Here is a 16,493-nt window from a genome sequence, read left to right on the forward strand (position 1 = left end):
GACAAGGCCAGAGACAAAACCAGAAACAAAGCCAGAAACAAAACCAGAGACGAAGCCAGAAACAAAACCAGAGACAAAACCAGAGACAAAACCAGAAACAAAGCCAGAAACAAAACCAGAGACAAAACCAGAAACAAAGCCAGAGACAGAAAAACCAACACTTCCAGTTGATGAAGTTGGTGAAATTGGAGATAGTCATATCACTGATGGTGGAACTCTGTTTAAGAAACAGTAATCTTTATAAAGAAGATATTATGCATTCGTATAATATCTTCTTTTATTTAATATATAAATCAACATATGATGCAAAAAAGAATGAATTAAGTTATAATAGCCGTATATTAAATTATTTTTATTGTATTTCACATGAAACAAAAACTATGCCTGTTGGGTTGATGAAAAACACAATTTTTATTGTGTAAATAAAATCAATTCGACGGGCTTTTTTAATAACTTTATATTGCGAATATTAGATATACTAACAAAACACCTTTTTGGTTGATGATTTAACATTGCGAATCAATGTGAACAATTATCAATTAATTAGGTGTTTTTTTTATTTCAATAATTTAGGGGGAATTTAAGTGTATACGAATATGAAAAATAGTTTTAAAGAACTTAGTAATCAATTAGTAAAAGAGGAATTCAATTTCCAAGGAATGATAAAATATTTAAAGTGGGAGTTTTCAAATATTATTCAGTGTATTAAAGATACTTTAACATATCAATCTAGAAAGAGAAAAATATCTCGAATTACAAAAGAAATAGAAGATATGCTTTGGGATTTAAGAAAAACTGATGAAAGAATAGTGATGGAAAATGGTAAAAGAGCTAATGGATTATTTAATACAAATGGTACCATAACAATGTACACCGGACTAAAATATGATCATTATTTTCAAGTTTTAATACATGAAATAGCACATATGATGCATTTTAGTATGGATGATAATTATAAGTATTTATCTTGTGCGGAATTAGAACTAATTGCTGAAGCTACTTCTTTCGTAGTATGTGATTTTTATGGTATTAGTAATAAGAAATCAAGTGTAAGTTATATTAAGCATTACGATGTGAATGAGGCAATGATTAAGAAATATGAATCTATTATTATGCATATTTCTAAGGAAATTGCTCAAGCAATTAAATAAACAAGTGAGAATAAAGATAATAGGATAATCTATAATGCAAACGGATATATATACTCGTTTATAGCAAAATAAATTATTCTTATTGTCAATTCTTTAAAAAATAATAGCCTTCTAGGGGATTTGATTGTTAGTTACTAATCAGATCTTTAGAGGGCTTTTTGTATATTGAAAAAAATAATAAAGAAAATTATTAAATACTTGGAGGAATATATATGAAAATCAATGAAATAATGGATTCTTTAGGGGAAAAAGAGAATATTCAGGAACCCTATATGATACGAGGACACGTTCCTGGTAAATTACAGCAAGAAGTTTTATGTTTTGGCCTTGCAACTGATAATTCAGGTGGACAGAACCAATCTCTTTTATGGACTATATTAGCTGGTGCTGATTCTAGCATCCAAGCTATTAAGACAATAATTGATGGAGGTTACGGTAAAGTTTCATTTGGAAAAAGGGTAAAGCAAGGAGAAGGCTTTTTTTATCAAGAGTTATTAGGTATAAGAACTAAAAAAGGAGAATATAAGACCGATTCTATAAATATAGGAAACAAAAAAGCATTAATAATTTATCATGATAAATTACATAATCAAGAATATTTGATTAGCTTTGAAAATCCTGCTAATAGTGTATGCGAGATGTTAAAAAATAATTATGGTAGTCCGTTACTTGAAGAGTGGTATGAGGATGTGTATAAGGAAGTAATTGAGAGAGGGTATATGAAAAAATCTCCTATATATTATGACAAAAATATATTTCAGAAACCTGTAACGTTCTTAGAAAAAAATGAATTAATGAGTGAGGAAACAATAGATGAATTAATTTCTTTAATGGTAAAGAATAAAAAAATAAAATTTCCTGTAAAGGGAGATGGAGCAGAATTATCAACGATACCGCAAGATCTTGGAGAATATATTTCACGGTTTTCGATTGATATGCTCGAGAAATTATCAAATAATCTTAGTCCATTACACAATCCTATAGTTGATCCTACATGCCCAAGGTTCAATGAGTACCCTATAGAATTATTTCCTGCACAAGCACATGTAGCAACGGCATTGTCAAAATTTCTATTGAAAAATAAATCCGTATTGCTGCAAGGGAAAACATCGACTGGAAAGACAAAAATGATGACAGCTGTAGCTGATGCTTTAGCTTACTATCAGGGGAAAGAAGGATATCGCTCTATTGTTTATGTCCCACCTAGTTTAACTTCAAAATGGGCCGAAAAAGAGATATATTCTATTATTCCAGGAGCAGAAGTACATTGGATTAAGAAAACATCAGATTTAATAAACTGGCATAATAAGTGGATAAAAGAGGGTAAGCCAAAAGCGAAAAAGCCTACTTTTTTTGTGATTTCATTTACAACTATGAGAAGTGGAGCCACTATAGAAAAAGCAGTTTCCTTTCAAAAAATTCAAACAGAAAAAGGGAAGAAAAACTGGAAAGTACCATATAAGGATGGGTGGTATTGTCCATCTTGCATGCAAGCACATCAAGTAATTGAAGACAAAGAAGAATACTTAGATTCTAATGGTATATTGAAGGTTAAGCAAAGAAAAAGACCCATGCTTTATAATGAATTCGGAACTGCTAGGCGTGTAGATCAAACCCAGAAATTGAACAATGCCTATTGTTCAGAATGTGGAGAATCATTATGGACAAACAAAGTATTAACAAGGTTTGCTTCATTTAAGGATTGGACTACTTACGAAAAAAAGCTATTAAAAGCTATACAAAATGGAGAAAAATATCCCCAAAGGTGTCTACAAGAAGGAAAAAGTGAAATGAAAAAAAGTAACAAATATCCAAGGAGAGTAGCTGCTATTGAATATATTCATCGTAAAATGAAAAACGTTTTTGATATTGCAATAATTGATGAAGTTCATGAGTTAAAATCTGGAGCGACAGCACAAGGATTTGCGTTATCAAAATTAGTAGCATCGGTAAAACATACTATAGCTGGTACAGCAACTTTGTTTGGAGGAAAAGCGCAGGATATTTATTTTTTACTTTGGCGATTATTTCCTTCTGTAATGCATAAAGCTGGGTATAAGTATAATGAATTACAAAGATGGAATAAAGAGTACGGTAATATAGAAAAAATAGTTTATAATGCTGAAGAAGAAGTTACGGAGTATAGTAACAAACAATCAAAAGGTGGAAGACAAAGAGTTACTGAAAAGGTTATGCCAGGTATATCACCATATGTATTGCAATATTTAATACCAAATGGCGTTTGGTTAAATCTATTTGATGTGTGGCCAGAAGAGTTAAGAGTACCTTTTATTGATGTACCAACAATATTTTGTGATATGGATAGTAATTTAAAAGAGATGTATGAAGATATGTCGTCAAATTTTGATAGATTAGTATTAGAAAATCAAGGTGCTAGGGAAGATAGAATTCCTAATATATACACTCTGTATACTGAAACTGGAATTTCAGCTTTGGATAATCCATTTAGATATCCCTTAGTTACTGGAAAACGTATGAATGGGGAAATCATAGATATTTGGCAACCTAACTATGAACAGTTCTCAAGTGAAAAATTATTGCCTAAGGAAGCAAAATTAGTTGAACGATTAGAAAGTGAGTTAAGTGAAGAACGTGTTTCATTAGTTTATGTTAAAGACACTGGAACTACTAAAGAAGAACGGGATATTCAGCCGCGGTTAAAAGAAGTTATCGAGAAAGAAATTCCAAATGCTAAAGTAGCAATCTTAAGAACGACATCTTGTAAAACAGATCGTCGAACAGAGTGGATAGAAAAAAAAGTAAGTGAGGGCTATAACGTAATAATTACATCTATAAAACTTGTAAAAGTTGGTGTGGATTTGCTAATAACTCCTACTATTATGTTTTATCAGTATTGCTGGAGTATGTTTGATATGATTCAAGCCAAAAATAGAGCCTTTCGTATTGGTCAAACACAAGAATGTAGGGTATTTTATTTTGCGTATAAAGGGACTTTTCAGGAATATATGGCTCTAATTATAGCTAAGAAAAATAAAGCTTCTCAAGCTATAGGTGGAGAGGTTACCAGTGACGGTTTAAGCGCTATGCTTGGCGACGATGGTGACATTCAAAAAATGTTAATTGAATCTATTCAATCAGATGACGGACTGAGCAAATTAAGAGGAAGTGCAGAAGAATGGACAAGACAAAGTAACAAAAGAGTGGTAGAACTTCTAAGTAAAAAAATAAAAACCATAAAATTACCTAATGAACAATTACTAGAATGGTTAAAAGAACGTAATACTGATATTCAAGTTTTAAATAGAATTGAAGTCAATCAACAAAAAATCATGATGGATATACAAAAAGGAAATATTAAGGGATTTAGTATTCAAGAAAATAACTGCCTAGCAATAGATGAAATGACTGCCTTTGGATTCCCAACATATTCTGATGCAGATATTTATCAACACTTAATGTGTGTAAAGGCAAACGTAGGACCTATATCAAAAATTAAAATAGTTGATGAAAAAATGAATCAAAAAGGAAAAAGAAAATCAAAAATAATTGATGGCCAATTGGCATTAGTTCTTGATTTTTAGTTTTAACAATTAAGGGGGAAAAATAATGTTAATGTCACTTATTAAAGTAGCTGCTTTAATATTGTTCATATTAGGAATATTTCTATCAGTAATAGTTTTAATGGGATACGCATCTTATCGCTCATTTAAGAGTCTAATGATTAAATTAGGTAAAAAGCTAAAAGGAAAAAATAAAGCACAAGAACAAGAAATAGAATATGGTCTTACTGATGAAATGAAAGAAGTTTTATATCGTGGATATACACCTGTAGGCAAGAAAACCCTAGTAGAAGAAACAAAAAATCTTACTAATAACAATAATGTAGAAAAGCAACTTCAATTTACTATGGAAGATATTGAACAGGTAGAAGAATTGGAAGATATGGACAACAAAGGATTGTCAGCAGAAACGTTAGAAATAGTGAAGAAAAAACAGCAAGAACAAAAAGCTGAATTGATAAAATCGTTAAAACAGGAGTCGAAAAATAATACTAACTTAGAACTTAAGGTAAGTGAACCAAATCAAGATGCGTTTAATTTAATAAAAGAGTGTCAACAAAATCTAGAAACAACAAATAAATTAGAAGAGAGAGCTACTGAGAGAGATCTAATAATTATGGAGGAGCCACCATTTATTCCAAATCCAGAAGATTACTTTGGGCCAGCCAATGAACCAAATGTTTCTTTAGAAGAAATATTTGCAATGACTAATGAGGAATCACAACAATGTGAGATTTCCAAAATTGAAGCTGAACTCAAAGAATTAGGTAACATTCAAGGGACAGAGAATTTAGGGAAGGTTGCAAGGCTTCTTATAAGAAAGGCAAAAATTGAAGGAGATTATGAAAAAGTAAAAGATTTAGAAAGTATGTATGAAGATGAATTAAAAAAGAGTGGCTATCTAGTATAAAAGGGTAGCCACTCTTTTTTTTATTGAAAATAAGAAATAAGGATGTAGGAAATCAGACGACTATAAAAATGGGGTGAATAGAAATCTTGTTTATGTATAGTTTGTGTGTTTTAATAATAAAGGATTATTAGATACCTTAATAGTGTGTTATAAAAATATCCTTATAACCATATCTTAAGAAATAAGGAATTAAGTAGAGAAATATAGTAATTGGAGGGAATAAAATTTTGTTTGTAACTAAGTATATTGATAAATTAGCGTTATATGATTTACATAAAAAAAGAAGTAAAGTGACACAGTATGTTTCATTTGAAAATGAAACAATGAAACATGAAGAAAGAGAAAAATTTTATAATACGTACGCAGCAAATCTTCAATTTGATATAAACCCTACCGAAGATAGAACGTATAGTAGTGGTAATTTTAATTTTAGGAGTTCAATTTTACTAGGTGATAAAAACAACGATATGGTTTCAGGCGAGGTTTATTTAAACTCAAATGAAAGCGCCCCTAATGTAATATTTGTACATGGATGGCGAATGGATTCCAACGCCCGAATAAAGAATATATTTCATAAGGATATGTTAAATTTAGGATGGAATATGTATTACTTCACTTTACCTTATCACTTTGAAAGAGAGCCTGAGGAATCTATATATTCTGGGGAGTTTATGATCAGTGCAAATATTGAACGAACAGTAGCAGCGTCTAGACAAGCTGTTGCAGATTTACGTGCATTGATTCAGTGGATTAAAACTAATAAATCTGGACCAGTAATATTAATCGGAGTAAGTTTAGGTGGATTCATTACAAATTTAACAGCTACACTAGAATCTGATATCGACGTACTTGTGTCAGTATTTTATGCTAATCGACTTTCTTACTCTATATGGAATACTAATCCAGGCATGTATATTAAAAAAGATTTAGTACAAAACGGAGTAACGTATGAAGTATTAAAAGAAAAGTGGAAAATTACTGAACCTAGTATTTCTAAACCGAAGATGGATAAAGATAATATTCTATTAATATCAGCTAAGCATGATCAATATGTTCATATGGAAGACACTAGTTATTTGTGGGAGTCATGGGAAAAACCTACACGTTTAGTTTACAATTGCGGTCACTCTGGTATTGTATTAAACCGAAAAAGAATCAGTAAGGATACAATTAGTTTTATTAGGAGTAAAATATTCAGATATGAATATTAGGATATGAATATTTGAATGTAGGGTTGAAAGTTTAAAATGATTGTACTTGTATTTCTATTATGGATGATGACCGCGATATTATTTCTTACTAATCCTAAAAATCAAGAAACTAGATGGGGAAGTCTTATTGCTTTTTATGGCGGTTGTGGAGGATTAGGGGTAATGCTAGGCGATGGACCAAATAGACCAGAATGGATTTTATGGGCAGATAGCATTGCTACTTCTTTTGGCCACTATATGACACCATACTCTATTGGTATATTCGGTTTAGTTTTTGCAAATGTATTTAAGACAACCAAACAAGGTGCAATTTGGAAATTAGTATTATTAATACCAATAGGGATAATGTATTGTTTCTTCAATACGATGTATCCTGTTTTTAAAACAAATTATACTATGTTAGCAACTTGGAGTGTTCCTTATGTACTAGGTTGTAATATATTACTGTTATATTCTACTTTTCGTGAGAGAAGGCCCGCTATAAAGAAAAATAAACTATATACCTCTATGGTTATTATCCCCATGACTACTTTTGCTCTGATTTCGAATATTGTATTAGAGGCATTAGGTATTCCCGATGTATGGTTTTATAACCCATATGTAATTGCGTTTCAATTTGCATTATTTGCTTACTTAATAATAAAATACGGATTTCTAGATGTTCAGATTAGATTTGAAAGACAAAAGCGTGATGACACAATGAGAGCTGTGGCTTCCGGAACAGCCATGCTTAATCATACTATTAAAAATGAAGTTATAAAAATAGACATGTTAGTTAATCAGATAAAAGAAAATCCAAATCTGGATAATGAATCAGTTGAAAGTATAGAATTAGCATTAAATTCTACAAATCATGTGCTTGAGTTATCAACACGCATTCAAAGTAAACTTGATGTAATGAATCTAAAAGAGTCAGCTTTTTGGCTAAGTGAGTGTATTGAAACGACTTTAGACAATTTACAACCCTATCTGGGTACAAAAATTTCTATCAATAAGTTTTATGAGGTAGATGTAAAGGTTTATGCTGATCCAATACATTTACAAGAAGTATTTATAAACATAATTAAAAATGCAATTGAAGCTATGAATAAAAATGGAGAGATACAAATAAAGATATATAAAACTTATAGAAAAGTTTATATTGATTTTGCGGATACGGGTAAAGGGATCGAAAAAGATAAATTATCGCTTGTTTTAAACCCTTTTTATTCTACAAAAGGAACAAAAGGTAACTATGGATTAGGGTTGTCGTATTGTTATAATGTGATGCAGAAACATGGCGGCGAAATATCAGTTAAAAGTAAAGTAGGCCACGGAACAAATATGATATTATCATTTCCTTCAAAAAGAGTTAAAGAAATTAAGCTACAATCTAATTCTAATAGTTAGGAGTAATCATTTATGAAAATTAGATTGATGATAGTAGAAGATGATGAAGTCTGGATGAAATGTTTAACCAATTTTATTGAAAAAGAAGATGATCTTGTAGTTGTAAAAAAAGCCTATAATAAAGAACAAGCAATTAATAGCGTTCCAGAAATGATTGATGTAGTTTTATTAGATTTAACTTTGAGTGATGATCCTACTAATTTAAGTGGGCTTGAAGTGGGAAGCCCACTTAAAGAAAAAGGCATAAACAGAATTATTATGTTAACCTCTTGGGATGAAGAAGAAGTAATTTTAAAAGCTTTTGATAAAGGCGCAATGAATTACGTTAATAAGACTTCTTATCGAGACATTCCAAGGGTAGTCCGTGAAGCCTTCGCAAATAAGGTTAGTATCCATCCTGATGTATCTTCTGTGGTAATTAATGCACTTACAACTGAAAGAAAGATTAGTGTACTAACACCTTCAGAACGACAGGTATACACACTGAAAGAAAAAGGTTTAAATAAAGTGCAAATAGCTGATGTATTATTTAAATCAGTTGAAACAATAAAAAAACAACTAAAAAAAATTAATGATAAAATTAGATAATAGTAAGGAATCCACATAAAATAGTTATGAATCTAAACCTCATAATTAGATGAGATTGATAATCTTTATATTATTATTATTATTATGAGGTAGGTACACTGTAAATTGGTAAAAGAATTAAATATAGCTTAAATCCTATGCAATTTATATCTAAATAACTTTATATAATAACACATAAATACCAAGTTGGGGAGGGGTATTTTTTTGGCCCTTCAAAATATTAATATTCTCATATACTATATTGTTATCACAAGTTATTGTCATTTAAAGATATTGATATATGAATAATCTCGAGTGCATTCGTATTGTAAAAAGACCAAAGACCAAAAAAAGAGACCAAAGTAAATAAAATAGATATAAAAGCGACCATTATATAGATGTCTGTTGAAATTATATAAAGTTTTTTATGTTTTCGTTGATTAGGAGGAATGTTTCAATTGCACAAGGTAAAAGAAAAGAGGTTAAATAAAGGCTGGACGCAGTCAAAGCTTGCAGAAAAATCAGGGGTTCCACAGCCGACTATTTCACATATAGAAAACGGAACTTTAAAAAATCCCTCGATTAAATCGATTAAGAATATAGCAAATGCGTTGGGAATTAGTTTAGAGGAGTTACTTTAACGTAGTGTAATTAGTTTGTAAAAAATAAAAAATCCCGATGTTTAGAATTAAAAAGTATGTAAGCGAGGCATCTTTTTGGTTTTAAATGCTCGAAAAAATTTAATAATCTCCTAAATTATGAATATGCTATATTGAAATATGTAGTATGTGTTTTAATATATGACGATCATAAATTAAATAAATTAATTTTTCAGGGGGAGGAACATGAATTTTGTAAAAAAAAGAATTGATGATTACATTTCCGAGAAAAACTTAAGTTATGGTGATTTAGGAATACAAGTAGATGTTACTCAGCCAACTATATCGAAATGGATTAACGGTGAGAGCGAGATATCAATTACAACACTATGTAAAATAATTCAAAAAGTTTCTCCTCATAATAGGTATGAGCAAGAAAAGTTAGTTTTAGAACATCTTATAAGCTTAAAAAAAAGAAGAAGCATTAATATAAAATTAGCCTTTATTATTGCATATTTAAATAGATATGTATCGGTCCTAGAAAATTTAATAGAGTTATGTTCAAATTCTAAAGAAACGTGTCTGAGGAATTATTCTAAGATTTTTAAATTATATAATGAGAGATTAAATGATTCGGACGTTCGAAAGCAATTTTTGGAATTAGAAAGAATGAATCCAGTAAACGCTAAAACTCAAGCTGATATAGCTATATTGCATGATATTTTAAAGATACTTATATTATTAGATTTAAGTGAAGTTAGTCTCATAGCTACATATCGGAGCAGAATAGAGGAGAACTTGCGGTTTATAAAGAATTCTGACTTAAATGAACTAATTAGTTTTTGGTTAGCAGAAATAGATTGTTATCAATTATTACGCGAAGATAATTTGGTTGAATTTCGTATGCAAAATAGCTTGATACAAAAGAATTCCGCATTGAAATATTTACCTGCCGTAAAAGGTTTACTAGATTTAAGGTATGGTGAGAGTTATATATTTTCTAATTTTAACGAATCATATAAATACACCACCAAAGCTCTAAAAATGTTTGAGTCTTGGCCTGATACCCTAAGATACGAGCTTGCATTAAGTAATCTAAATTTCTTAAAGTTAATATGGGATAAAGAAATAGAAACTATAAATCCAGATAAACTTAAAGTTGAAGATAAAATTTTATACTTAATAAAAATTGGAGAAAAAAACAGGCTATATTGATGTTAGATAAAATACACCTACAAGGTACAATGACACCTTTATTAACATGCTATGAAGGATTAGCCAAAAACAATTTAAATATAATAAAGCAATCAATTCTACTGTTCCTAGAGAAAAAAGATAAGTTTTTTGTAAAATTACCGGAAATGATCTACAATAAAGGAGATTGTTCCGAGTTTAGTTTAGTAAAGGAGGAATCAGCTTGAAAAAAATTGTAATTGCATTAATAACTTTATCTTGTTTCTTTATAATTAATAATACAGATAGTAAATTCGAACACATCCAAGAATTAAAAAATAAAGATAATACCCTTTCTCTTTACATGATAGAGCAGCCTGGTGGGGGCGGCCATTAAAGTTAATATACAAAAGACATCGCATATGCGGTGTCTTTTGTACGTAAAAAGGGGTTTTATGAAATCAATCTAATCTATTCGAGAATAGATTGATACATATTTCACAAAGTAGGGTTAATAAAGCTTATTTACAAAAGTTTATGTTTTATAGTTATGATATATTTATTTTTGTTAGAGTTGCTATATAAATAAAAATACATAAAAATTGGAAAAGTTGACCGAAACGATTAAAAAAAGAGGGTAGAATCGTTATAATATGCAAGGAGGTCATGAGTGTGCTTAATCAAAAAATAAGTGATACAAATTTTCCAGATGATGAAGTCTCTTTTGTTATAAATAAATGGAAGAATCAATTTCCTGCTGTTGAAAAGATAAGCGTTTCTTTACAACGTTCTCAAGATAAAATTTCTGGTAAACATGTGCATGACTGTGTAGGTGAAGCAGAGGCAGCAAAAACAATTTCTAGTACATTTGATTATAATGCTTTATATGAGGATACATCATATATATATTATAGTATTTTGCAACCATTGCAGAAGAACTTTACAAATTTAAATGATCGTACTCAGGTTAAGATGCTAGTAAAAGAGGATGGCAGTTTAGAGAAGGAAGTTAAAGCTGAACTCGTTATTGTTATACCTAATAAAAAAGAGTGGGTAAGTTATATTGCTATGAAATATAGAAAACTTACAAAATTTGCTCCTTTTATTAAAGGGATGCACTTTGAGGTGCAAAAACATAAAATACGTAAAATTAAGATTATGTTTAATTTCGAATATGATTTTAATATGATTAAGTATCTCAAAGAGGCAGTAATTAATGAACAATTCTTTAACAACTGGATTGCAACATGTCATATAATTGAGAACTATACAAAAGAGCATACTTCAAATATCGATGTAGCAATTAAAGAGAACAATATGCGCATTCACTACCAATCAATAAAAGTGAAATTCTCAAGATCTATAGAGTTGTAGGGAGTGGTGAAGTGAAGTTTTTATTAGCAACATCTAATAACTTTAACGTGGAATATTTTAATAAGTATGTTGAGTATCAAAAAGAGAACAATTCAAATGTAGAAGCAGCAAGCGGTGTTTTAAATAGCTTTCATGGTTTAATACCGCTTGCTATTAATATCACATTTTATTTCTTTATGATTTGTTTTGCCATCTCTGTAGTTATATTAGCGGTGGCTATGATAACCAAACATGCACAATGGTTACAAACTTCTGTAAGGGGAATTATTGGAACTATCGTAGCAATCTTATTATTACGTTTAGTACCTTTATTATTCTTGACCAATGATATTGAAGGTATAGCTTCTTTAATGAGGGATTCAGTAGATTTTCTAACTACAATAGGTATACATGCGGCTATAGGAATGCTATTAATAGGTCTATTTTTGAAAATGTTATATAAAAGATTTGAACACCCTAAATATTTTAAATGGAGTAAATCTCTCAAGATAGGTTCTGCACTAATACTAATCTTATCCATTGTATCACCATTGATTATCGGTAATATCTAGTTTTGAAAGGAAGGGAACAAATGAGATTAGTTGACACTAAATTCGAAGTGAAAAGATGCATACATTGCCTTCATTTTGAAGAAACGTGTCCTTTCTTTCGAGATATAAACTATAGTGATCCAACAACTGCTAATTGTTGTAGATATTTTAAACAATTAGATGAGTACACAAGCATTGTAGAAGATGAAACCCTTTATAACGAAAAATTACAATTTTCGTTAACGGGTAGTAAATTTATTCATGAAACTTATCCAAATGAACCAGATTATCCATTGTGGATGAGAATTAATAATCTGTATTGGTATAAAGGATTTGATGTTAGCTCTGGAACAGAATTTGGCTGCTGGATCATGAATCAAAGTAATAAATTATTGAGTGTACCAGGTGCTAAAATAGATTCTCAAAGAGGGTGGGCCTCTAATGTTTATAAATCTCCTATACCATTACATAACCATAACGCTGCTGCCAATCTATTATCAGTTGTTTGCTGGTATGTAGATAGCGATGGATATGCTCAATATGGAGTTATAGTTGGAAATGATATTGGATATTTAACACATCCACGTCCAAAATTATGGAAACCAATATAGAATCAAAAAATGTTATCCATTTCAAAGTGTAGTTTTCAGATATAGAGAAAAGTAGTATAATATTAGTATATTAAATTATTTTTCATTATTTCTAAACCAAAATATTAAGGACCTATTGGGTCGATGAAAAAAGCAATTAGCTTAATTTGTCGTCACAATAGGTCCTTTTTTTTGTGCACTTAGAAAATATTAAGGAGGATTAAAAGGCTAATTATTAAGTAAATCTGTTAACAATTAACAATCAATAAAAAAAGAATATAACAATATTGGGGGAATTTAAAATGTATCAAGCACTTTATAGAAAATATCGACCAACAAATTTTATCGAATTAATCGGACAAAACCATATTAAACAGACTATCCAAAATGCCTTAAAACTAGCTAAATTTTCTCATGCTTATATGTTTACTGGTCCGCGTGGTACTGGAAAAACTACAATTGCAAAATTGATAGCAACTTCATTGAACTGTGAAAATCTAAATAATGAAGGAGAACCATGCAATGAATGCTCACAATGTAAAACGATTCGTGGGAATTCACATGCAGACGTTTTAGAAATAGATGCGGCATCTAACAATGGTGTAGAACAAATTCGTGAAATTAGAGAACAAGTAGCTTATGCTCCTGGAACGGGTAAATATAAAGTGTATATCATTGACGAAGTTCATATGCTTTCTACAGGGGCGTTCAATGCTTTATTGAAAACCTTAGAAGAACCTCCAAAACATGTGATATTTATTTTAGCTACAACAGATGTTCACAAGATTCCAGCGACTATTATTTCACGTTGTCAACGTTTTGATTTCAGAAGAATAGGGCCGAGAGACATAATAGAAAGATTACGGCATGTAGCAATAAAAGAAGAGGTGAAGATTGAAGAGGAGGCCTTACAGTTACTAGGTATGCTTGCACAAGGAGGCATGCGTGATGCATTAAGTTTAATGGATCAAACTATTGCATTTGCTACCAATGAAACAATTACAAAAGATGATGTTTCCGAAGTGGTAGGACGCATCTCAATTGAAAAGATTGAAGCGTGTATTGGGGATTTATTAAAAGGAAATACCATTGAAATACTGAATTTAATTAACCAAGTAATTTTAAATGGTAAGGAACCAATATATCTATTAGAGGACCTTATAGGATATTTAAGAGATCTTGTAATTAGTAAAGCGTTTAAAGTTCAAGAAGATAATATTACTACAGCAATTTTAAATAATAAGTTTTATGAGTTATTAGAAGAAGGAGAAATTTATAAAATGCAAATGATGATCCGTAAGCTTACGGAAGTAAAAAATGAGATGAAGTTTAGTAATAATGCACAAGTTTCTCTTGAAGTAGGTTTAATTCAATTAGCTACAGAAGCTCAAGAGGAAAACAGGCTAGTTAGAAAGATTAATGAATTAGAAAAACGAGTAAGAGAATTAACGGGTAGTGGAAATGTTCCGGTTCGTCCGAAGTCATTATCTCCAACAGTTCAACAACCTGCAGAAGAAAAGGTAGATATTACAGAATATAGCAAGAAGACACTTAATAAAGCTATAGATAAAATGTCAATAATAGCAACAGATAATTATGTATTAGATATTGTATTTCCAGATGCACAAAAGGATTACAAAGTTCAGTATCAGGGAGAATTAGCAACGGTAGTAAACACTCTTCTTGATAAGCAAACAAAATTAATTTCTTTCAAACATCTATTAGATAAAATGTCCATAGCAATTGCATCATCAACGTCTGTAGTTATAGGTGCGGATGCTTACTTAATAGAAGTTTTATCTGAAAATGAGGTGTACAAAGAGTTAACTAATATAATGCAAAAGAATATTAAAAGGTTGATTGATATAAAATTTGTAACTGAAGAAAAGTGGAAGCCACTTGTTAATAAAATGATCCAATTAACAAAGGAAAAAAGAATACATGCATAAAAAAATAAGACTGCTATTATAAAATGTACCCTATAGAATAGACACTTAAAAAAAGTCTATTCTATAGGGTATTTCTTGTATAATGAGAGAAAAATGAGAATCGGAGAAATTTTAAAATGACGAAAACATTATTTACAGAAAAAGAAGTTCAAATACTATCAAAAAATCGATATGTAAAATCGGTAAGCCAAAAAGGAATTACCTATACTGACGAATTCAAGCGTATTTTTATTGAGGAAAATGAACAGGGTAAACCACCTCGTATCATTTTTGAAGAATGTGGTTTTGATATAGATATCATCGGTCTACAACGTATTGTGTCATCAGGAAATAGATGGCGTACTTCTTATAAGCAAAATGGTGTATTTGGCTTAAGAGACACACGTAAGGAAAACTCAGGAAGAAAGTCAGAAAGAGAACTTACATTAGAAGAGAAATACGCACGTTTGGAAGCGGAACGAAACTTATTAAAATCTGAAAATGAACTGTTAAAAAAGATCAAGCTTATGGAAGGGAGGATGGGAAAGAAATAACGTTACAGCCTAGTCAAAAGTACCTATTAATTCGTTCTATTATTGAAAAATATCGCTTAAAAAATATGGTGAGATATTTGTGTCAGATCGCAGGTGTTTCACGCTCTGGATACTATAATTATTTTTCAGCTATTTCTCAAAGTCGGCGAGAGAAAAGAACGCATCAAGATGAAATGGTGAAAGAGATGATAGTAAGGGCATTTCGATTTAAAAACCGAAAGAAGGGGGCTCGTCAGATCAAAATGACATTGGCGGGTCAATTTCAAGTTGTCTACAATTTGAAACGCATCCGTAGAATCATGAAAAAATATGGGATTATCTGTCCCATTCGCAAAGAAAATCCTTATAAAAAAATGTTGAGAGCGACGAAAGAACACTTCGTGGTACCCAATCAATTAAAACGAGAATTCAGGCAAGGTGTACCAGGAAAGGTACTTCTTACCGACATCACATACCTGTCTTATGGTAAGAATCAAAAAGGATATTTATCTACCATTCTAGACGGGTCTACGAATGAAGTTTTAGCTTACCATGTGTCAGAACGACTTACCCTAGATATCGCAACGACGACTCTTCACAAACTAAAGAAGAATAAGAAGGTACGATTAACGCAAGATGCCTATATTCATTCTGATCAAGGTACTCATTACACAAGCCCTACCTATCAAAAGTTAGTCAAAGAATTAAAGCTGGGACAATCCATGTCAAGACGAGGAAACTGTTGGGATAATGCCCCTCAAGAATCTTTTTTCGGGCACTTTAAAGATGAAGCTCACATCAAAACTTGTACATCTTTCACACAGTTAAAACAAGAAATTAAAGACTATATGAAATACTACAATCAGCATAGATATCAGTGGAATTTAAAGAAGATGACTCCTGTCGAATGATATGATCCCCTTATAGTAGACAGTTGAAAGAAAGTTACTTTACTGTTTATTATGGAGGGGATTTTTTATGGGGAAAATTAGAAGA

13 protein-coding genes and 2 pseudogenes are annotated in these 16,493 nt (G+C 30.7%); all 15 read left to right on the forward strand.

All coding sequences use genetic code 11. From position 1 onward, the window contains the following. Nucleotides 1–235 (forward strand): annotated as a pseudogene (locus tag MR169_RS26415) (hypothetical protein); the annotation flags it as partial. Between the two features lie 349 nt (nt 236–584). Further along, the gene (locus MR169_RS26420; RefSeq protein ID WP_000288485.1) at nt 585–1,151 is read left to right on the forward strand and encodes a hypothetical protein; all 567 of its coding nucleotides are present in this window, start codon (nt 585–587) and stop codon (nt 1,149–1,151) included. A gap of 212 nt (nt 1,152–1,363) precedes the next feature. Next, nucleotides 1,364–4,714, forward strand: a complete 3,351-nt coding sequence (locus tag MR169_RS26425) for a P-loop NTPase family protein (RefSeq protein WP_000700100.1) — start codon at nt 1,364–1,366, stop codon at nt 4,712–4,714. A 25-nt stretch (nt 4,715–4,739) separates the two neighbouring features. Continuing rightward, nucleotides 4,740–5,603, forward strand: coding sequence for a hypothetical protein (locus tag MR169_RS26430; RefSeq protein WP_000930156.1), 864 nt, complete (start codon nt 4,740–4,742; stop codon nt 5,601–5,603). Between the two features lie 227 nt (nt 5,604–5,830). Next, entirely contained in the window at nt 5,831–6,814 is a 984-nt protein-coding gene (locus MR169_RS26435) for an alpha/beta hydrolase (protein ID WP_000498233.1), read from the forward strand. Between the two features lie 36 nt (nt 6,815–6,850). After that, on the forward strand, nt 6,851–8,203 hold the full coding sequence (locus tag MR169_RS26440) for a sensor histidine kinase (protein ID WP_242320305.1): 1,353 nt from the start codon (nt 6,851–6,853) through the stop codon (nt 8,201–8,203). A 12-nt stretch (nt 8,204–8,215) separates the two neighbouring features. Then, complete coding sequence (locus MR169_RS26445) at nt 8,216–8,791, forward strand: response regulator (RefSeq protein ID WP_242320306.1); 576 nt, start codon at nt 8,216–8,218, stop codon at nt 8,789–8,791. A 428-nt stretch (nt 8,792–9,219) separates the two neighbouring features. Then, nucleotides 9,220–9,411 carry a helix-turn-helix domain-containing protein gene (locus tag MR169_RS26450; RefSeq protein WP_003268337.1) on the forward strand — a complete coding sequence of 64 codons (192 nt, stop codon included), beginning with the start codon at nt 9,220–9,222 and terminating at the stop codon, nt 9,409–9,411. A gap of 204 nt (nt 9,412–9,615) precedes the next feature. After that, nucleotides 9,616–10,790 (forward strand): annotated as a pseudogene (locus MR169_RS26455) (AimR family lysis-lysogeny pheromone receptor). Further along, complete coding sequence (locus tag MR169_RS26460; protein WP_000724874.1) at nt 10,787–10,939, forward strand: hypothetical protein; 153 nt, start codon at nt 10,787–10,789, stop codon at nt 10,937–10,939. Before MR169_RS26455 ends, MR169_RS26460 begins: the two are co-directional and overlap by 4 nt. Before the next feature lie 269 nt (nt 10,940–11,208). Then, on the forward strand, nt 11,209–11,916 hold the full coding sequence (locus tag MR169_RS26465) for a hypothetical protein (protein WP_003268341.1): 708 nt from the start codon (nt 11,209–11,211) through the stop codon (nt 11,914–11,916). Nucleotides 11,917–11,927: 11 nt separating this feature from the next. Next, nucleotides 11,928–12,467, forward strand: coding sequence for a hypothetical protein (locus tag MR169_RS26470; protein ID WP_242320308.1), 540 nt, complete (start codon nt 11,928–11,930; stop codon nt 12,465–12,467). 20 nt (nt 12,468–12,487) lie between these two features. Beyond that, nucleotides 12,488–13,057: a hypothetical protein gene (locus tag MR169_RS26475; protein WP_001241514.1), complete on the forward strand. Its 570-nt coding sequence runs from the start codon at nt 12,488–12,490 to the stop codon at nt 13,055–13,057. A 281-nt stretch (nt 13,058–13,338) separates the two neighbouring features. Next, nucleotides 13,339–14,985: a DNA polymerase III subunit gamma/tau gene (gene dnaX, locus MR169_RS26480; RefSeq protein WP_242320309.1), complete on the forward strand. Its 1,647-nt coding sequence runs from the start codon at nt 13,339–13,341 to the stop codon at nt 14,983–14,985. Nucleotides 14,986–15,101: 116 nt separating this feature from the next. Continuing rightward, nucleotides 15,102–16,408 (forward strand): IS3 family transposase gene (locus MR169_RS26485; RefSeq protein ID WP_242320310.1). Its coding sequence is split into 2 segments (ribosomal slippage): nt 15,102–15,495 and nt 15,495–16,408, totalling 1,308 coding nucleotides; the frame shifts between segments, so codons are not numbered across the junction. Nucleotides 16,409–16,493: the final 85 nt, after the last annotated feature.

Origin of the sequence: Bacillus cereus group sp. BfR-BA-01349, from assembly GCF_022663795.1 — a bacterium.
GTDB lineage: Bacteria > Bacillota > Bacilli > Bacillales > Bacillaceae_G > Bacillus_A > Bacillus_A cereus.